Annotated in this window: 19 protein-coding genes; 10 read left to right on the top strand and 9 right to left on the bottom strand. The window is 63.8% G+C overall.

Features of this window, described 5'->3' with window-relative positions; genetic code table 11:
* Positions 1-20: 20 nt before the first annotated feature.
* Positions 21-1,220: a magnesium/cobalt transporter CorA gene (corA, locus tag CLV45_RS07515; RefSeq protein ID WP_100335742.1), complete on the top strand. Its 1,200-nt coding sequence runs from the start codon at positions 21-23 to the stop codon at positions 1,218-1,220.
* Between the two features lie 271 nt (positions 1,221-1,491).
* On the opposite strand, the gene CLV45_RS07510 is transcribed toward corA, so the two are convergent.
* Both CLV45_RS07510 and CLV45_RS07505 read right to left on the bottom strand, forming a co-directional pair.
* Positions 1,492-4,227 carry a hypothetical protein gene (locus CLV45_RS07510; protein ID WP_100335741.1) on the bottom strand — a complete coding sequence of 912 codons (2,736 nt, stop codon included), beginning with the start codon at positions 4,225-4,227 and terminating at the stop codon, positions 1,492-1,494.
* A 38-nt stretch (positions 4,228-4,265) separates the two neighbouring features.
* Entirely contained in the window at positions 4,266-4,937 is a 672-nt protein-coding gene (locus CLV45_RS07505) for a hypothetical protein (protein WP_157807353.1), read from the bottom strand.
* An 83-nt stretch (positions 4,938-5,020) separates the two neighbouring features.
* Here CLV45_RS07505 and CLV45_RS07500 point away from each other — a divergent pair, with 83 nt between their 5' ends.
* The 3 genes from CLV45_RS07500 to CLV45_RS07490 all read left to right on the top strand — a co-directional run bounded on the left by CLV45_RS07500 (position 5,021) and on the right by CLV45_RS07490 (position 7,825).
* Positions 5,021-5,587, top strand: coding sequence for a hypothetical protein (locus CLV45_RS07500; RefSeq protein WP_157807352.1), 567 nt, complete (start codon positions 5,021-5,023; stop codon positions 5,585-5,587).
* A gap of 93 nt (positions 5,588-5,680) precedes the next feature.
* Complete coding sequence (locus CLV45_RS07495) at positions 5,681-6,223, top strand: hypothetical protein (protein WP_157807351.1); 543 nt, start codon at positions 5,681-5,683, stop codon at positions 6,221-6,223.
* 111 nt (positions 6,224-6,334) lie between these two features.
* Positions 6,335-7,825: an APC family permease gene (locus CLV45_RS07490; protein ID WP_100335737.1), complete on the top strand. Its 1,491-nt coding sequence runs from the start codon at positions 6,335-6,337 to the stop codon at positions 7,823-7,825.
* 81 nt (positions 7,826-7,906) lie between these two features.
* On the opposite strand, the gene CLV45_RS07485 is transcribed toward CLV45_RS07490, so the two are convergent.
* Both CLV45_RS07485 and CLV45_RS07480 read right to left on the bottom strand, forming a co-directional pair.
* Positions 7,907-8,611 (bottom strand): carboxypeptidase-like regulatory domain-containing protein, encoded by a 705-nt coding sequence (locus tag CLV45_RS07485; protein ID WP_100335736.1) that lies wholly within the window; start codon positions 8,609-8,611, stop codon positions 7,907-7,909.
* A 276-nt stretch (positions 8,612-8,887) separates the two neighbouring features.
* Positions 8,888-9,265 carry a hypothetical protein gene (locus CLV45_RS07480; RefSeq protein WP_170061827.1) on the bottom strand — a complete coding sequence of 126 codons (378 nt, stop codon included), beginning with the start codon at positions 9,263-9,265 and terminating at the stop codon, positions 8,888-8,890.
* Positions 9,266-9,507: 242 nt separating this feature from the next.
* Here CLV45_RS07480 and CLV45_RS07475 point away from each other — a divergent pair, with 242 nt between their 5' ends.
* The 5 genes from CLV45_RS07475 (at position 9,508) to CLV45_RS07455 (ending at position 14,142) form a co-directional block, all read left to right on the top strand.
* Positions 9,508-10,839, top strand: a complete 1,332-nt coding sequence (locus CLV45_RS07475; protein ID WP_100335735.1) for an NAD(P)/FAD-dependent oxidoreductase — start codon at positions 9,508-9,510, stop codon at positions 10,837-10,839.
* 134 nt (positions 10,840-10,973) lie between these two features.
* Positions 10,974-11,201, top strand: a complete 228-nt coding sequence (locus CLV45_RS07470) for a hypothetical protein (RefSeq protein WP_100335734.1) — start codon at positions 10,974-10,976, stop codon at positions 11,199-11,201.
* Between the two features lie 98 nt (positions 11,202-11,299).
* Complete coding sequence (locus tag CLV45_RS07465) at positions 11,300-12,685, top strand: 4Fe-4S dicluster domain-containing protein (protein ID WP_100335733.1); 1,386 nt, start codon at positions 11,300-11,302, stop codon at positions 12,683-12,685.
* A gap of 10 nt (positions 12,686-12,695) precedes the next feature.
* On the top strand, positions 12,696-13,901 hold the full coding sequence (locus CLV45_RS07460) for a formylglycine-generating enzyme family protein (protein WP_100335732.1): 1,206 nt from the start codon (positions 12,696-12,698) through the stop codon (positions 13,899-13,901).
* Between the two features lie 13 nt (positions 13,902-13,914).
* Positions 13,915-14,142 (top strand): hypothetical protein, encoded by a 228-nt coding sequence (locus CLV45_RS07455; RefSeq protein ID WP_157807350.1) that lies wholly within the window; start codon positions 13,915-13,917, stop codon positions 14,140-14,142.
* Positions 14,143-14,150: 8 nt separating this feature from the next.
* Here the strand turns inward: CLV45_RS07455 and CLV45_RS07450 are convergent, their stop codons facing one another.
* The 5 genes from CLV45_RS07450 to CLV45_RS07435 form a co-directional block, all read right to left on the bottom strand.
* Positions 14,151-15,140 (bottom strand): alpha/beta fold hydrolase, encoded by a 990-nt coding sequence (locus CLV45_RS07450; RefSeq protein ID WP_100335730.1) that lies wholly within the window; start codon positions 15,138-15,140, stop codon positions 14,151-14,153.
* Between the two features lie 85 nt (positions 15,141-15,225).
* Positions 15,226-16,047 carry a tetratricopeptide repeat protein gene (locus CLV45_RS07445; protein ID WP_157807349.1) on the bottom strand — a complete coding sequence of 274 codons (822 nt, stop codon included), beginning with the start codon at positions 16,045-16,047 and terminating at the stop codon, positions 15,226-15,228.
* Between the two features lie 157 nt (positions 16,048-16,204).
* Positions 16,205-16,426, bottom strand: coding sequence for a hypothetical protein (locus tag CLV45_RS24860; protein ID WP_157807348.1), 222 nt, complete (start codon positions 16,424-16,426; stop codon positions 16,205-16,207).
* 59 nt (positions 16,427-16,485) lie between these two features.
* On the bottom strand, positions 16,486-17,052 hold the full coding sequence (locus tag CLV45_RS07440; RefSeq protein ID WP_100335728.1) for a hypothetical protein: 567 nt from the start codon (positions 17,050-17,052) through the stop codon (positions 16,486-16,488).
* A 4-nt stretch (positions 17,053-17,056) separates the two neighbouring features.
* Positions 17,057-17,515: a peroxiredoxin gene (locus CLV45_RS07435; RefSeq protein WP_100335727.1), complete on the bottom strand. Its 459-nt coding sequence runs from the start codon at positions 17,513-17,515 to the stop codon at positions 17,057-17,059.
* 197 nt (positions 17,516-17,712) lie between these two features.
* Here CLV45_RS07435 and CLV45_RS07430 point away from each other — a divergent pair, with 197 nt between their 5' ends.
* Positions 17,713-18,423: a glycosyltransferase family 2 protein gene (locus CLV45_RS07430; RefSeq protein ID WP_100335726.1), complete on the top strand. Its 711-nt coding sequence runs from the start codon at positions 17,713-17,715 to the stop codon at positions 18,421-18,423.
* The last annotated feature ends 15 nt before the right edge of the window (positions 18,424-18,438 follow it).

The following is an 18,438-nucleotide window of genomic DNA, read 5'->3' as shown; positions in this document are numbered from 1 at the left end:
CCGCGTCCTACTTCCTGCTCATGACTGCCGACCCTTCCCTGCCGCTTTCCTCTGCCGCCGACCTCGACCCGGATTACGAAGCACCCGAGCCCCGCACCGGCATTTCCGACCGGGCCGCCACCCAGCAGGCCCGGGAGCAGCAGGTGGGCCAGCGCCCCGGCACGCTCACCATCCGGGAAGGCTCCCTACGGCCCCGCCTGTTTTTGATTTCCTACAGCAGCTCGTTTTTCACCGAGCAGGAATACGACAGCTACGACGAGCTGCTGCACTACTTCCAGGCCAACCCCCAGCTTAAGCACTGGCTCGACGTGCGCGGCTACAACGACCTGGGCCTGATTCAGCGGCTGATGCAGGATTTCGGGATTCACGCCCTGCACATGGAAGACGTGCTGGGCGACTACCAGCGGGCCAAAGTGGACGTCTTTGACGAGGACCGCCTGTTTCTGGTGTCCCGGATGACGGACTTCACCTCGTCCCTGGAAATCGACGACGACCAGCTTTCCCTCGTCACGGGCGACAACTTCGTGGTTTCGTTTCAGGACGACTACGACGACTGCCTCGACTCGGTGCGCAACCGCCTGCGCTCGGGCTTTAGCATGATCCGGCACAAGCCGCCGCTGTACCTGGCCTACGCCCTCACCGACGTGGTGCTCGACCACTACTACCCCACCATGGCCGCCATCGGCGACTATATCGAGATTCTGGAAGACCGGATTTTTAACGGCCGGCCCAACCGCCGCCTGCTCAGCCGGATTCTGCAGATCAAGAAGGACATCGTGCGCTTCCGCCGCCTGGTGTACCCCGAGCGCGAGAAGATTGCCGAAATCCTGCGCATGCCCGACCAGGTTATTCCCGAGGAAATCAAAGTTTACTTCAAAGACTGCTATGACCACGCCATCCAGGCCATGGACCTGGCCGAGAGCTACCGCGAATCCATCAGCAGCCTGATGGACTTGTACCTCTCCGACCAAAGCAACCGCATGAACGAGGTAATGAAAGTGCTGACCATCATCAGCAGCATTTTCATTCCCCTGAGCTTCGTGGTGGGCCTCTACGGCATGAATTTCCAGCGCGAAAACCCCAACGGCACCATCAACCACCTCAACATGCCCGAGCTCTACGAGCCCTGGGGCTACCCCGCCCTACTGGGCCTGCTGGCCGTCATCGTGGCCGGGCAGCTCATCTACTTCTACCGCAAAGGCTGGCTGACGAATCGGTGATTGTTGTTAGTTGACTGTTGTTAATTGTTGTTAGTTGATTGTTGTTCGTTGTTAGGGCTGTCCTCCTGAGGCGCAGCCGAAGGACCTGCCTCGCCTTCGTAACAAGCATCATTCAACGTACCAAAGCCCTTTTCTGCTTGCGTGGAAAAGGGCTTTGGTACGTTGGTACAACCCTCAGTGGGGTAGGTGAGGAAGGTCCTTCACTCTGCTTCGCGCCGTTCAGGATGACAGCCCTAACAACGAACAACAATCAACTAACAACAATTAACAATCAATTAAACTTCAGCGCGGTGCGGCGGAGCTCGTTGCCAATGATGCGGTAGAGCTGGTAGGTGTTGGTGCCCGCGTCGAAGGCCAGGCCTACGGTGGGGGCGCTGCTGTCGAAGGGCTGCCCGCCCACGAGGCGGCCCTGGGTGTCGTAGATGTAGGCCTTGTGCGGGCCGGGCTCGGTCAGCACGTAGGCGTCGCGGCCGGTACCGAAGCTCAGGAACTGCACCGGCTTGGGGCCCGAGGTCACGAAGCTCTGGCTGAGCAGCGGCCGGCCCGAGGGCTCAAACAGGTTCAGGCGGCCCCCATCCTGGCGCACCACCACGTAGCGGCGCTGATTCTGGTCGGGCACCAGCCCAAACACCGAGCTGCGGCTCCAGGTAGCCACCCGGCTGCGCCCCACGATTTCGCCGCTCAGCGTGAAGCTGACCCGCTCCCCGTGCTGGCTGACCACCGTCAGACGAGTGCGGCGCAAGGTGGGGCCGCTTTCCACAAAGGCGCCCGAGTGCAGCCGCGCCCCCACGCTGATGGGGAAACCCGGATACACGCTGCCCTGCTCGTCGTAGGCGTAGATATACCCGTTTTCGAGCAGCACCACGATGACGTCGCGCCCTCCTACCACCAAGTACTGGGGCGGGGCGGCCAGCCCGAACTCCATGCGCTTGGGCTGCCAGCCGGCGTAAGCGCGGCCGTTGGTGTCGTAGAGGAACAGATTGCCGCCCCCGCCGCCCACCAGCAGCCGTGGCGCCTGCCGCCCCATCGGCGGCGAAATAGTCAGGGACGAAGCCTGCACGCTGTCGGGCAGGTTCAGGGGGAAGTCGGGTCGCTCCCGCCCGCTCTCGTCGAGCAGGTGCAGGCGGCTAGGGGTGGCAAAAAGGTAGCCCGTAGCCGGGCCCGTGGTAAGCCGGTGCACGGTGCCCACCAGCGGCCCAAGCAGCGAATCGGACCAGGCCACCACGTTGTCGGGCGTCACGTAGTGCAATACGTGCTGGTTGTCCTGCACCAGCACGCCGGGTACGCGGGCCCCGGTCACGGGCACCAGGGCCGGGGCGCTGGTCAAGGGCGTTTTGAAGGCCAGGGCCCCACCCGTCCCGTTGGCCGCCTGCGGCTTGGCCACGGCCGGCCCGATGGCCGGATGCCGCAGCACGAGCTGGGTGAAATACTGGGCGCCGGGTTCGGCTTCGTTGGCGGGCGGCACAAACTGCAGGGCAATCTGGGGAAAGCGCTGAAACAGGGTTTCGTTGCGCAGCAGCCCGGCCCGGCGCTCCTCCACCAAGCCGCGCAGCAGCACGTTCCAGCTGTTACGCGTGTCAATCAGGACCCGCAGGCGAGCCTGGGGCTGGAGTTCCTGCAAAAAAGCCACCTGCGTAGGCGAGCGGCTCCAGACTTCACCCGCCGCCACGTCGGTGAGCCACAGACGCAGGTCGGCCGCTTCCTCACCGAAAGCCAGGTAGTTGCCGACCTGGGCCACGGCGGGCAGGGCGAAACCCCGGAACAGGGGCCCCAGCAGCTGGGCCGGCAGCTCGGGCACGCCAGTTTGATAAATCTGGTAGGGTCCCACTCGCTCGAAGGCCGGGCTGGCCCCGTTCTGCCGCCGCAATTGGCCCAGCAGAATAGCCGCCTTGGCCGGATTGGCACAGTATACCAGGGCCAGCTTGGCCGGCCGGATTCGGGCCGAGGGCGTGGCCAGGTAGCACAGGGCGGCTTCTTCCCGCAGGCCGGCGGCCAGGCTGTCCAGCAGCGGGAGGTTTTGCTGGTTTAGCGAATCGACATTGGCTGGGCGGGCCGGGCGCAGCACCTGCACCGGCCCCAGGCCCAAATGCACCAGCACGGCCGTTCGCAACGACAATACTTCGGCCATGCGCAGGCGCTGAGTGGGCTGCAGGCGCAGGCGCTGCTGCAGCGCGTCGCGGGCCGTTTCGGGGTTGGCAAAGCCGTTGAACACCACCTTGTTGCCGGCCAGCTTCATTTCAAACTGCCCGTTACGGGCCAGGCTGGTCACGGTGCTGATGCCGGGCTCGGCCTCGGGCCGGAAAAACACGCTCAAAAACCGCGGCAGCCGCCGGTAATTAATCAGCAGCGTGGCGTCTACGTCCTTGAGCTGCAGGAAGTCGGTGCTCTGGAAGTCGGCCGCAACGGAGGGCAGATTCGGGTGTTGCAGGCGTTGCACCACACCCTCCACCAAGGCCGGGCTGGCACTCATCACCAGGTGGTTGCGGTAGTTAAAGAAGGTCATGCCCTCGTCCGTGTCCCGCTCCCGAATCTCGGTCAGCTGCTCGCCCAGATACTCGCGGGTGCCGACCTGGTAGTGCGGGTCGCGGGTCAGGCCATCAACCAGGGTGCGCACCTGCCGGTACTCACGCACGCTGCCGATGGGCACCTGAAAGAGCACGTCGAAGGTGCGCGCCCCAGTGACGTGCACCGAGGTCAGCACTTTTTTGGTGCCCAAAAACCGCAGCACCACGTTGGGCGTGCCCGTGATGCTGTCGACCAGGCCCACGTGCTCCTCCACCTGCTGGAAGTAGCGCACGGCCGTCAGATTGTCCCAGAGCTGGGTTTCTTTCAGGTGGCGCACCAGGGTGGCATGGTCGCGGGTGGCCACCACGAACACCGCATCGTCGGGCACCAGCGACCAGGGGTCGACGGGCACGCTAGCCACGGCGCGGCGATAGTACACGTAGGAGCCAAGGGCCGAAACCAGCAGCAAGCCTATCAGAAACACCAGAAGCTTTTGCGACATTACGCGGTGGCGGGAGAAGTAACGGGCGGCAAAAGTAGCTATTCGTGGCCCAACTGCGCGGCACTGGGCCGGGCCGGTTCCACGTGCACCCGCACGGGGTTACTCTGCAGGCTTACGCGCGGCACCCGGCGCAGTTGCCGGCGCATGGCGGCCCAGTGCCGGGCCCGTAGCGTTTCCGGGCTTTGCCCGCCCTGCTCGGGCCAGTAGGTGCCGTTACCCATCCACGGCCCCTGCTCGGGCTCCAGGGTGGCGTAATGAAAGGTGATTTCGTAGTCGCCGGCCGGTAGCGTGGGGTAAATCTGGGGAATCAGAAAATTCACCTGCGCCACCTTGAGCAAGGGGTTGAAACTGGCCTGGGGTGACAGGGTCACAAAGTCGGTGGAGTCGAGGCCGGCAACCGTGCCGCACCGGATGCCAGCAGCGGGCAGCTGGGCCGGCCGCAGCTGCCGGGCCACGAAATACGCGGCCGGGGCGCGAAAAAGCGCGTCGGAGCCTTCCAGGGCGTACACCAGCGTCAGGGCGGAGTCGGCCTTGTTCTGAATGCGCACCCGGAAGATAATTGGCTCTCCCTGGTAATGCTCCCGGGCAATGGGCTCGATGGTGCAGGCCAGCTGCCGGGCCGGCACCCGGGGCCGCTCGAGGCGCTGGGCCTCCCCGCCCAGGGCTGCCAGTAGCCCGCCGCCCAACAGTAGCAAACGATGAAGTAGCATAGAAAAGCAGAAGACCTGGCCCCGCCGCGCGGCTAGTCCGGCGACGAGTCGTATCTTGGACAAGATACACCGTTTCGCGCGCTATGCTTCGTCGTTGGCTTTTGCTGCTTGCTCCGGCCCTGCTATGCGCGGCCTGCTTCCAGATTCGGGAACCCGAGCCCGCAGATGCCGTCAGTGACTGGATTACGCCCACCCAGATTGATATTCTGCTCGCCAACTTCACGGCGGCCGTGCAGCGGGCCAACGTGACCAACTACGAGCGGTGCTTTAGCGGCCCGGCCTACCGCTTCGTGCCCGACCCCACGGCGGCCGGCACGGCCGCTGCCCTGTTTGCCAACTGGAGCGTGAGCGAGGAGCGCGACTATTTCAACAGCCTGCGCCGCCGCCTGGCCGCCGGGGCTACCAACCAGCTGACCCTCACCGACCGGCGCGACCAGCTCTTCACGGCCGACTCGGCCGAGGTATCGGCTTTGTACCAATTGCGCCTGACCCAGCAGGACACCGCGTTTCGCACCAACCTGGTCGAAGGCAACATCCGGCTACTGGTGCGGCGCCGCAACAACGAGTGGAAAATTGCCGGTTGGCGCGACCAGCGCACTTCCGCCCGCGGCACCTGGACCGACGTGAAGAAGTATTTTATAACGCATTAGTTGTTAGTTGTTGGTTGTCAGTTGTTAGTTCGTGCTGACAGCTGCCCCCTAACAACTGACAACGAACAACCAGCAACTACCAATCAACACCCCATGCAGCGGTTTCGAGGTCTTCAGGTGGCAAAGTGGGGCGGGGCAGTGGCTACGGTCGGAGGAATGCTGGTGGCGGCCTGTAACCCCTTTGCCCCGGCCCTCGACGACGTGCCCACCGACCCCAACAAGCTGCTGGGCAACCCGGTCACGGTGCGGGGCTTTTTCGAGCGGTTCCGGGCCAGCTACCAGCTGCGCGACTCCACGCTCTACGGGCAGCTGCTCGACCGGCGCTTCACGTTCACTTTCCGCGACTTTGCCAACAACGTGGACCGCTCCTGGAACCGCGACGTGGAAGTAAACACGACCTACCGCCTGTTTCAGGCCGCGCGCACGGCCAACCTGCAGTGGACCCAGTACCTGCCCACCTCTGACTCGGCCTTTTCCGATACGCTGGCCTACGTGGAGCGCTCCTTCAGCCTGACTATCGAGCAGCGCGACAACCAGACCTTCGCCGGGGCCGGCAGCGCCCGCCTGGTGCTGGTGCGCAAAAACCGCAACGACCCCTGGCGCATGCGCAGCTGGTACGACCGGAGCGAATTCTGATTTCGACGGCCGACGGCCGGCCCAAGCGCCACTGTGTAAGAAGAAGCCCGCTGCTTGCCGCGGGCTTTTCTTTTCTATCTTCCGGCTTCCAAACTCCCTCATTCTTCCTCTATGCCCGAACAACAAGGCCACTTTCAGCGCGCCATTACTCTTTTCGACGCCGTCATGATTGTGACCGGCAGCATGATTGGCTCCGGTATCTTTATCGTCTCGGCCGACATTTCCCGGCAGGTGGGCTCCAGCGGCTGGCTACTGGTGGTGTGGCTGCTCACGGGCGTCATCACCCTGGCCGGGGCCGTGAGCTACGGCGAGCTGGCCTCTATGTTCCCCAAAGTGGGCGGGCAGTACGTGTACCTGCGCGAGGCCTACAACAAGCTGGTAGCCTTTCTCTACGGCTGGACGCTGTTCCTGGTAATTCAAACCGGCGTTATTGCCGCCGTGGGCGTGGCCTTCGCCAAGTTTACCGGCGTGCTCATTCCCTGGTTCAGCGTCAAAAACGTGCTGTTCAAAACCGGCCCCCTGGTCGGCGACTATAGCTTCGAGTTCAGCAGCGTGCAGCTGCTGGCCATTCTGCTCATTGTGGGCATCACCGCCATCAACGCCCGGGGCGTGCGGGCCGGCAAGCTGATCCAGAACGTGCTCAGCAGTACCAAGCTCGTGGCCCTGGCCCTGCTCATTATCGGCGGCCTGACGCTGGGCCTCAACGCCGAAGCCGTGCAGGCCAACTTCCACGATATCTGGACGGCCGTGCGCTACCCTGCCCCCGGCGTATCGGCGGCCCCGCTCCCGCTGAGCCTCAGCGGCTTGGTTGTCGCCATTGGCATGGCCATGACCGGCTCCCTGTTTTCCTCCGACTCCTGGAACAACATCGGCTTTGCCGGCGAGGAAATCGTGAACCCCGAGCGGACGCTGGTGCGCAGCATGGCCATCGGTACGGCCATCGTGACGGCGCTCTACATTCTGGTCAACGTGGTGTACCTGCTGGCCCTGCCTTTGGTGGGCTCGCCGGAGGCCACCACCCTGGCCGGCCGCGGCATTCAGTACGCCACCGACGACCGGGTGGCAACGGCCGTAGCCGAGCACGTGCTGGGTCCGGTAGGCGCTGTGGTCATGGCCGTGCTGATTATGCTCAGCACCTTTGGCGCCAACAACGGCATCATCCTCTCCGGGGCCCGGGCCTACTACGCCATGGCTAAAGACGGGCTGTTTTTCCCCGGGCTGGCCCGCCTCAACGCCGCCGGCGTGCCGGCCCGCGCCCTGTGGGCCCAGTGCCTGTGGGCCTGCCTGCTCTGCCTGAGCGGTTCCTACGGGCAGCTGCTCAACTACGTGATGTTCTCGGTAATTCTGTTTTACGTCATCACCATCATCGGCATTTTCGTGCTGCGCCGCACCCGCCCCGACGCTCCCCGGCCCTACCGGGCCTGGGGCTACCCCGTGCTGCCCATTATCTACGTGGTGCTGGCCTCGGTTTTCTGCGTTATCCTACTCGTGGCCGAAGATACGGCCCTGTTCTCGCGCCGCGGCCTGATGCTGGTAGCCCTGGGCGTGCCGGTATTCTTCCTCTTCGGCAAGCGCTTCGCCAACACCCCCGCCCAGCAGTAATGGCCACCGAACCCGTAAGCACCACAAAAAAAGGCCACCCAGTACTGGGTGGCCTTTTTTTGTGGTGCTTACGACCGCAGTTTACCGGCGGCGGCGCTTGCCCCCTTCCGCCGGGGTCAGCGTCACGTTGACGGGCTGTCCGCCGCGGGCCCGCAGCTCCTGGTCCTGGTAGCCGCCGTAGCCGTATACCAGCGTGTTGTCGCCGGCGGGTACTTCCAGGGTATAGTTGCCGTTGGCATCGGTGCCGGTGCCCTTGCGCGAGCCTTTTACCAGTACGGTAGCGCCGGCCAGCGGGCGGCCATTCTCGTCCAGAATCCGGCCCGAGAGCGTTACGTTGACGGGCTCGGCGGGTGCGGCGGCAACGGGTGCTTCGGCTTCGGGCAGCGGTGCTACTTCGGCCGGAGCCATTTCGGTCGGGCGCACGGGCTGGGCCGCTACGGCGGCCGCGGCGGCCGGGCGGGCCACGGGTTTAGCGGCCGTGGCTACGGGCGCCGTAGCCGCTTCGGGGGCTACGGTAGCGGTGGCGGCATCGGCGGGCTGCTCTTCCGCCGGCCGGCTGCCCGTTACGGTAGCATCGCCCAGCACGAAGGAGGGCATGACGTTGGAAATAGCCGACTTTGCCGTTTTAACGGGCACAAAGGCGTACCCCAGGCCGGCAAATAATACAATAGCGCCCACGATGATGGCCAGCCGCCCGTTGCCGGAGGAAAAATCCTCTTCTTCCTCAGTGGCTAGCAGCTCAGCCTCGTCGATTTCTGGTTCATTTGAAGGGGTAGAAGTGCTCATAGATGCGTGAATTGTGGGTGTTAGAAAATGATCAGGGTACCGCCTAAAGCCTTCGAACGGGCGCAGTTGGGCCGCGTTTTGTTGTAGCTTTATTTCGGGTTTCTAAAGATATATAAATAGTCATACACTGTCCTAACATTTTCGTAACCCTGCGCCGGCCGCTTCCGTACCCAGCGGCCAATTCCTCCTATCCGCCAGGGTCACAACTGCCGCAAACCCATAAAAAAAGCCCCGGACCGTGCCGGGGCTTTTCGTAGCAACTGCTGCTGACGGCATTTAGTCGCGGGGAGTTCGGGGGGGGCCGCTGGGCGCTTTTTCGCCAAACTGCTGCTCCCGGGTGCGGATGTCCATATCCTTTTCGTAGCTGCCTTCCGCCTCGAAGCCCGGGCCCTGAGCCTGCTCCCCTGGCGTGGCGTGGTTGTTGGCCCCGTAGGGGGTCAGATCGTCGCCGCCGATGTGCAGGTTTTCGAGCTGATCTTTCTGGTCGCTGCGCTGGGTATAGCCGTTGGCGCCCATGTTGCGGTGGGCCGAGGGGTCATCGGAGGCTTTGCCGTTACTTTCGCCTTCCTTGTACTCACGCTCTTTTTCCAGGCCCTCGTTCTTAGTAGTGCCGGGCGTTTTGGTGATTTCTTCGTTTTCGTTATCGGTAGCCATCTGGAGAGGTGCTTTGGGTTGACGGGGGAATTTGTTAGTAGCTTACGCACCGGGGCCGGGGAGGTTGGGCGCGCGGCCGCAGGAGTTTAGTGCCCAACCCAACGCGTATCCTCAAACCCCGACCCGCAAAGTGCGGTTGATAACGTCCTGACGGGCCACCCCACACCGCCGGTAGCGGCATTGGGCAGCGGGCCGCCTACATTTGATTGCCGGGCCCTCCCGGCCGACTTCTTCCTTCTTGTATGCGCCTTCTCATTATTGGCAATGGTATAACGGGCGTAACGGCGGCCCTGACGGTACGCCGCCTGCAGCCCGCGGCCCGGATTACCCTGGTGTCGGGGGAAAGCACCCACCATTACTCCCGCACGGCCCTGATGTACGTGTATCTGGGCCATATGCGCTACGCCGATATCAAGCCCTACGAGGACTGGTTCTGGGCAGAAAACCGCCTGGAACTGGTTGAGGCCACGGCCGCCAGTCTGGATACGCAACGCCAGACCGTAACCCTGCACGACGGCCGGCAGCTGGGCTACGACAAGCTGCTGCTGGCCACGGGCTCGGTGAGCCGCCGGGCCGATTGGCCGGGGCAAGATCTGCTGGGCGTGCAGGGCCTCTACGGCCTGCCCGACCTGGCCCGCATGGAGCGCGACACCCACGGCATCGGGCAGGCCGTGGTGGTAGGTGGGGGCTTGATTGGGGTGGAACTGGCCGAAATGCTGCACTCGCGCGGCATCAGCACCACGGTGCTCGTGCGCGACGCCCACTACTGGGGCTCGGTGCTGCCCGCCCCGGAGGCCCGGCTCGTGGATCAGCAGTTTGCCGAGCACGGCGTGACGGTGTGCTACCAGACCGAGCTGGCCGAAATCCTGGCCGACGCGCAGGGCCGGGTGCGGGCCGTGCGCACCACCGCCGGCGAGGAACTGCCCTGCCAGTGGCTGGGCCTGGCCACGGGCGTCACGCCCAACCTAAGCCTGGTACAGGACACGGCCGTGGAAACCGACCGGGGCATCTTGGTGGATGCGCAGCTGCAAACCAGCGTGCCGAACGTGTACGCCGCCGGCGACTGTGCCCAGCACCGGCAGCCGGGCCCTGCTGAGGTGCCCGTCGAGCAGCTGTGGTACACCGGCCGCATGCAGGGCGAAACCGTGGCCCATACCATCTGCGGGCAACCCACGGCCTACCAGCGCGGGGTGTGGTTTAACTCGGCCAAGTTTTTTGCCCTGGAATACCAGACCTACGGCCGCGTGCCGGCCCAGGCCGAAGCCGGCACCGACTCCTTTTACTGGGAGCACCCCAGCGGCCGGCAGGCGTTGCGCATCAACTTCAGCAGCACCCCGGGCTTTGCCGTAACGGGCTTCAACGCCCTGGGGCTGCGCCTGCGCCACGAGGTGTGCGCCCGGTGGATCAGCGCCCAGACGCCCATCCGGGAGGTCATGGCCCAGCTGGGCGCGGCCAACTTCGACCCCGAGTTTTACCGCCAGCACGAGCCCGACATGGTCCGGCAGTTCAACCAGCAGTTTCCCCAGCACGCCACGGTCTTGCAGCGCCGCAAAGGATTATTTGCCCGCTTCTAGACTGCTGCAGAAATTCAACTGCAACGGCCGCCTAAACTTTGCCCACCCGTAGCCGGCTACTTTTCTGCGGCCAGCCCCGAATCATTCCGGCCGGAACCGGCTTGTAGCTACTTCACTCCTATTTTCCGCCTTCTATGGATTTCACCAAGCTTTACCGGCCCAGCGCCCTGAACAGCTTCCAGTTTATTGCCGTTACGGGCCTGCTTATGAGCGGGGCCGCCCACCTGATTCTGCACTATTTCGTGCACCGCCTCCCCGAGGGTTTTACCTGGCTCTACGCCTGCTGGGCGGCGCTGTACGTGGTGGGCACCCTGCTCAACCTGTTTGGCAAGCCCAGTGAAGGACATCACCACCATCATTAATTAGCCGGGCGGTATGTTTGGTTGCGGCCAAAAGCTTATCTTACTGCTCGGCTTGCCGAACTACCTCTCTCCGCTGCCCCATTCACCGCTTCTCTCCGATGCCCGCTTCCCCTGCGGCAGCTAGCCTGGCGCTGGCCCAGCCGCCTTTACCTACGGTTTCCACGCCCGAAAAAACCACGCTTACCATCATTGGGCTGGGCTTTCTGGCGTTGCTCGTGGCCGCCGCCGACGCCGATGCCGACCGGGCCCGGCTCAGCCTGTACGCGGCCCTGAGCCTGGTGAGCGGCGGCACGCTGGCCTGGGCCTGGCTTAAGTACGGCCGCCAGCCCGCCGGCCTGCAGCACGACAACCTCTGGCTGCGCGGCAGCACCAGCCGAGGGGCCGTGGCCTGGGTCACGGCCGTAGTCCTGACCGGTTTCTACGTGCTGCTCTACTGGTACAGCACCCCCGACGACAAAGGCAACTTCGGCCTGCTCAACGGCCTGGTACACACGCTCGACCCATTCAGCCAGCTGCTGCGCCAGCGGCCGGCCGACCAGTGGTTTCTTTACGGCACATTCTACACCCTGGCCATTCTGCTCATGGGCGGCCGGGCTTTGTGGAAGTACCGGCACTCCCGCTACCAGCGCCTGCGCACCGGGTCAGTCATGTTTTTCCAGCTGGCCTTTGCGTTTCTGCTGCCCGGCGTGCTGCAGTTTTTCCAGCAGCCCGAGTTCTACTTCACCTACTTCTGGCCCCTGAAGTACGACTACCTGTTTCCCAGCTCGTTTGAGTATTTGATTCGGGACGGGCAGGCCCTGGGCGTTTTCATGGTGGTATGGGGCGCCGTGATGTCGTTCGTAGCCACGCCCATTCTCACCTATTTCTACGGCAAGCGCTGGTACTGCTCCTGGGTGTGCGGCTGCGGGGGCCTGGCCGAAACCGCCGGGGACCCCTACCGTCAGCTGTCCGACAAGAGCCGGGCCGCTTGGCGCTGGGAAGTGCGGCTGATTTACCCGATTCTGGCCCTGATTATTCTGGTAACGATTATCGTGTGGCTCAACTATTGGCTGCACGGCGCCCTGCTGGGCTCCCTGGCCGACGGGCTGTACCGCTTTTACGGCTTCGTGATTGGGGCCGTGTTTTCGGGCGTGGTAGGCGTGGGCTTCTACCCTATTCTGGGCAACCGGGTGTGGTGCCGCTTTGGCTGCCCCATGGCCGCCTACCTGGGCTTGCTGCAAAAGCATTTTTCCCGGTTCCGCATTACCACCAACGGCGGGCAGTGCATCAGCTGCGGCAACTGCTCCAACGTGTGCGAGATGGGCATTGATGTCAAGCAGTACGCCCAGCGCGGGGAGCCCATCATCCGGGCCTCGTGCGTGGGCTGCGGTATGTGCAGCACGGCCTGCCCCCGGGGCGTGCTCAACCTGGAAAACGGACCGCGCGAGGGCCGCTACCAGGGTTCCTCGTTTATTCACGCCGATAGTTTGCGGCTCCTTTCCTAATCCTTGTTCTATGCGAAGCTCCGCGTACGGTCGGTTTCTTCTGCTAGCTATACTCGGCGGGCTTGGCGCCTGCCAAACGGCCCTGATTCGGTACCAGTTTCCGACGGCCCTGCGCGGGGCGGCCCCCACCAGCACCCGGCCCGGCACTGTCAGCGCCCAAACCGGCGTGCCGCTGCAGGTCTGGGATGAGCAGCAGGTGCAGCGCATCGTACGCGCCGAGGCCGAGGATGAAGACGCCCCCCTCGGGGTCGCCCAGCCCCTGCAGCCCTACCAGGGCTTTTCCGATGCCCGGGTCGTAGGCCTGCGCTTTGCCGCCGACACGGCCACCGTGGCTCTGGCCCGGCTGCGGGCCCTGCCCCCGCCCAGCCTTAAGATTCAGAAGGCCGAGGACGAAGGCGTGATTCCGCCCGGTGTGGTCTGGATTGGGGACCAGTTTCAGATGGACGAGGTGGAAGTGCCCAACGTGGAATGGCAAACATTTTTGCACAGCCTGGCCAAAACCAAGTCGGCCGCCGAAGTCCGCCTGTATCTGCCCGACTCGACGGTGCAGCCCGTGCGGGGCTATTTTACCAATCCCTTTTACCGCCTCTACCCGGTGGTGGGCATCAGCTACGAGCAGGTACTCGAATACTGCCGCTGGCGTAGCCGCACCGTAACCCGCCTGCTCAACGAGGACCGCGGCATCCGCAGCTCCCGCGACCCGAAATACGTGCGCATCACCTACCGGCTGCCCACCGAGGCCGAATGGGAATTTGCGGCCCACTACGGCACCAAGCTGCCCTACGGCTACGAGGTGTCGACGGCGGAAGTAACGGTGAATCCGCAGGCGGCCGAGTACCTGCGCCTTCGCTCGGGCACGACCAACTCGGCGGCCCAGATTCGCAAGGATATTCTGGCCTTCAACCGCCAACGCTCCGAAATCGTGATGTTCAACTGCCGCCGGGAAGCACCTTACTTTCTGGCCGCTTCCACGCCCAGCTACGTCTACGACCTGCCCGTCAATGGCCTGGGGCTCTACCACATGACCGGCAACGTGGCCGAACTGGTGCAGGAACAGGGCGTGACTAAAGGCGGTAGCTACCAGGACCGGCTCGTGGAGTGCGCCATCAAGGAGTGCGGCAGCTACCAGGGCCCAGCGGCCCACATTGGCTTCCGGGCCGTGTGCGACGTTGAGTTTCCCAACCAGGCCCCGCTGGCTACTTCGCAGAAGCACTAACCCGGCCTACCGCATGAATCTTCGACATTGCCTGCAGGGCAGCCTTGTGGCGCTGACCGGCGTCTTGGCAGGCTGCTATTCGGTGCAGGCCCCCGCCAGCATCCTGCCCGGGCCCTACAGCGCTACCACGGCCTTGCCCCTGGCCGGCACGCGCATTCCCAACCTGGGCCGCTACTCGGGCCCGGCCTCAACTGTTGGGTTCCGGTGCGTGTGCCAGATTTCGTTTCCCAACCGCCGCTAACGCCAGCTTTACTTCACAAAGGCCAGCAGGGCTTCCCGGAATTTGGCAAAGGCCTCCAGATGCGGAATGTGGCCCACCTTGTCCAGCTCCACCAGCTTGGCGCCTTTGATCTGGGCGGCGGTGCGCCGGCCCAGCGCGGGGTACTGCCCCATGGCGGCCAGCACTTTCGGGTTCTTAATCAGCTTTTTACCCACCACCGTGCGGTCGGCCTGCCCGATGATGAGCAGCGTGGGAGCCTGCACCCGGCTGAACTCGTACGCCACCGGCTGCTGGTAAATCATGTCAAAGGTCAGGGCATTGGCCCGGGCCACTTTTGGGAAGTCCGGGCTTTTGGTTTGGGCCGCCAGCGGCAACAGCCACTCGTCGTGGGCCTGGGGGTAGCCGTTGGGGTAATAGGTAGCGTGGTACTTGCGGATGCTTGCCTCGGTGCTTCTGCGCTCGGTGGCCTCGGCTTGGTCAATGGTCTGGAATGGCACGCCGACGCGGTAATCTTCCAAGCCGATGGGGTTTTCGAGCACCAGCTTTTCGGTGGCTTCGGGGTAGAGCAACGCAAAGCGGGTGGCCAGCATACCGCCCATGCTGTGACCCACGACCACGGCCTTTGGCACGCCCAGCGTGTCGAGCAAATGCTTGGTGTTGCGGGCTAATTGGTGAAAGGAGTAGTGCAGATCCGGCTTGTCGGACTTGCCGAAGCCCACCTGGTCGGGCACCACCACCCGGAAGCCCGCCCCCGTCAGCGCCTTAATGGTCTCGCGCCAGTAGGCCCCGAAAAAGTTTTTGCCGTGCAGCAGCACGACGGTACGGCCGTTGGCTTTAGTAGTGGCCGGCACGTCCATGTAGGCCATGCGCAGGGCCTGGCCTTCGAGCTTCAGGGGCAGGTACTTGACCGGAAACGGATACTCGTAGCCGTCGAGCGTGGCGTTGAGGACGGTATTTTGGGCCGAGCCGGGCCGCGAGAGCAGCAGGGCCAGCAGTAGTACAGACAGAAAGCGAAACATGGCGTAAACGGGTCAGGGAGTTGCCCGTGGTTACGCAGAATCAGCGGCCGGGGCTACACTGCACCGACGCAAAAGCCGCCGGGCGCTAGTTGGACGGAGGTTTCCCGTCGAAGCGGCTTTGCAGCTGGGCCCGGTAGTCGGCCAGTAAATCGGTGTGCGGATCAAGCTCCCAGGCCCGGTCGAGTTGCCGGCGGGCCTCTTCCAACTCCCCGCGCTGCAGATGGTAGATGCCCAGGTTGCGGTAAGCGTAGGCGTTCTGGTCGTCGAGGCGCAGGGAGTAGCGCACGTGGCCCAGGCCCTCATCGGTTTCGCCCAGCATCAGCAGGGCCAGGCCCAGGTTGGCGTGGGCGTAAGCAAAGCCCGGATTGAGCTCCAGAGCCCGACGAAAATCGGGCACGGCCTGCGCGTACTGGCCGGCCCGGTTGTGGGTGTAGCCGCGGTTGTTGAGGGCAAAGGAGTTGGCCGGGTCCAGTTGCAGGGCTTGCTCATAGCAGGCAAAAGCGGCGTCCAACTCGTTGAAGTGCGCGTGCAATACGCCTTCATTAACCCAGCCATTACTGGTGGGCTGATACTGGGCGCGGTAGGTGGTTAGTATCTGGCGGGCCTGGTCGCACTCCTTAGTTATTACCAAGGCCGACACCACCATGCTAATTGTGTCGGATTGGTGGCGCCGGCTGGCCAGAAAGGGCCGCAGCCCCCGGACCGCTGCGTCATACTTACCGGCCTGGTAGTCGGCCAGGGCTGCTTGGTGCGCCAAAGAGTAATGCCGCAGAAGCCAGGCGGAACGCAGCAGCGTCCCGTCGGTATGCGTAGTCGAGCCATTGGCCAAGGCCACCGGTGTGGAGCTAGGCACCAGGTTCAGGACCAATGACAGCCCAGTGCCCACTACGAAGGCAATACTGGCCATGCGCCACAGATCATTCGTTGCGGTGTGAAATACGAGCCATGCCAGCCCGGCCGCCACCACGGCCGGCAACAGAGGGCCGGCCAGCAACATTAGCACCCGCCGGGAGCCGGACAGCGGGTAAGTAAATTCGCACAGCCCCCCCGACCACTTCAACGGGTTACGAATAATATACAGCCCGGACGTGCGGCCCAGCGGCGCGGCCCAGCGGCAACCGGAAGCTACGGTCCTGGTTGCCGTGGGAGCCCGCAAAAACCTGGACTGGACCGCCCCCGAGCAGCCGGCCCACTACAGCGTGTCCCAGTTCGTGCACCAAGGTCACGGCGGGCCGGCTCAGCAGAAGCAATAAAATCAGGGTGGGCAGCAGCAGCGCAAGCGTCATACCGGCCCAAGGTACGGTATTCACTAGCCCGCTTGGCTACCTGCGGGCCATAAAATTGCTTATTCCGCGCCCTTGCTCAACGCCCCCGGCTGCTTGCGCAGCAGCTCGATGGTGCGCGTATCCTCGTTGCTCCACACCACGCTGCGGATGCTGTCCACGTCCATCACGCTGTGGCCGTCGGCCTCGGCAAACTGGGTGTAGACTTCCAGCAGCAGCTCGTCTTCGGTGAGGCGGGCCACGTAGCCGTAGAAAGTGGTGTCGGCATAGGTTTCGAGCTGGAGCAGCTGGTGGGTTTCGTGGGCTTTCTGCAGCAGGGCCGCCACGCTAAGGTCGTCGTTGCTGATGCCGTCGGGGGCGGCCGGCAGGCCGTACACCACCTCGGGGTTGTGCTCCTTGAACTCAATCAGGCGCACGTACCGGTCGTCAAAGTGCACCTGGGTCACGGTCTGCATGCTCAGGGTCTGGACACCGGTGGGCAAACCCTGGCGGGTAAGAGTGCGCAAGAGCAGCAACTCGGCGTTGTGACTCAGCACGTAGCCCAGAAACATGGGGCCGCCAGTTTGCACGGCCACTACGCGGCGGCTGCGCTGGGCGCGCTGCAGCAGGTCGGTCAGTAAAGCTCCCATCAACTTATTTTTCCAGGCCGGCCAGCACGTCCTTGGCGGTGCTCACGTGGTCGGTGGCCCGGTTCAGGGAGTTGAAGATGTACTGGATAACGCCCTGCTTATCAATAACGAAGGTAACGCGGCCGGGAATGATGCCCAGCAGGGCGCGGGGTACTTCGTAGAGCTTGCGCACCCGCCCACCCGCGTCGGCCAGCAGCGGAAACGGCAGGCGGTGCTTCTGGGTAAACTTCTGGTGGGAGGCTTCCGAGTCGGAGCTCACGCCCACCACTTCGGCCCCCAGCTCGAGAAAATCTTCGTACTGGTCGCGAAACGAGCAGGCTTCGGCCGTGCAACCGGGCGTGTCGTCCTTGGGGTAGAAATAGAGCACGATACTGCGCTGGCCGCGCTGGTCGGAAAGGCGAAAAGTTTCGCCGGAAGTCGTGGTAAGGGTAAAATCGGGGGCTTGGTCACCAACCTGGAGCATGCGCTACGGAATAAGGAAAGCAGAATATAGACCGAAACCTATTCGGCCGGCCGAAGGTTTGAGCTCGGCTGTGGGCTTAAACGAATAACCGCGCCGAAGGTGCATCTTTGCACCGGATTTGTGGTCTGTCGGGCCCGGTCCGTCCCGTTTTTCTGCTTCGTCGCGCCCCGCTGCCGACCTCGCCTGCCCCACCCCCCATGCCCGATTTGCCCGCCGCGCCGCGTATTCACGTCATTATTCCGGCCTACAACGAAGAACAGTCCATTGCCCTGGTGCTGGCCGAAATACCGGCCGGGCTCGTTGATGAGGTCATTGTGGTCGACAACAACTCCCGGGACCATACCGGAGCCGTGGCGCGGGCGGCCGGAGCCACGGTGTTGCGCGAAAACCGGCCCGGCTACGGCCACGCCTGCCTGGCGGGCATGGCCTACAGCTTCGGCAAGCCCGCCGCCGAGCAGGCCGACATCATCGTCTTTCTCGACGGCGACCATTCCGACTACCCCGCCGACATGCCCGCCGTGCTGGCCCCCATTCTGCGCGGCGAGGCCGATATGGTTATTGGCTCCCGGGCCCTGGGCGAGCGGGAAAGCGGCTCGATGCTGCCCCAGCAAATCTTCGGCAACTGGCTGGCCACTAGCCTGCTGCACCGGCTCTACGGGGTGCGCTTCACCGACCTGGGCCCCTTCCGCGCTATTCGAGCCGAGGCCCTGCGCAATCTGGGCATGGCTGATACCACGTATGGCTGGACGGTAGAAATGCAGCTCAAGGCGGCCAAGCACCGCCTGCGTAATCAGGAAGTGCCCGTCCGCTACCGGCGCCGCATCGGAGTTTCGAAGGTTTCGGGCACGGTGAAGGGCACGTTGGGCGCCGGCTACAAGATTTTGTGGACGATTTTCAAGTATTTGTAGCACCCGGAGCGCCGC

Origin of the sequence: Hymenobacter chitinivorans DSM 11115 (genome assembly GCF_002797555.1) — a bacterium.
GTDB lineage: Bacteria > Bacteroidota > Bacteroidia > Cytophagales > Hymenobacteraceae > Hymenobacter > Hymenobacter chitinivorans.
Note: the sequence above shows the minus strand (reverse complement) of the source record. Positions and strands in the feature narration are given on the sequence as shown.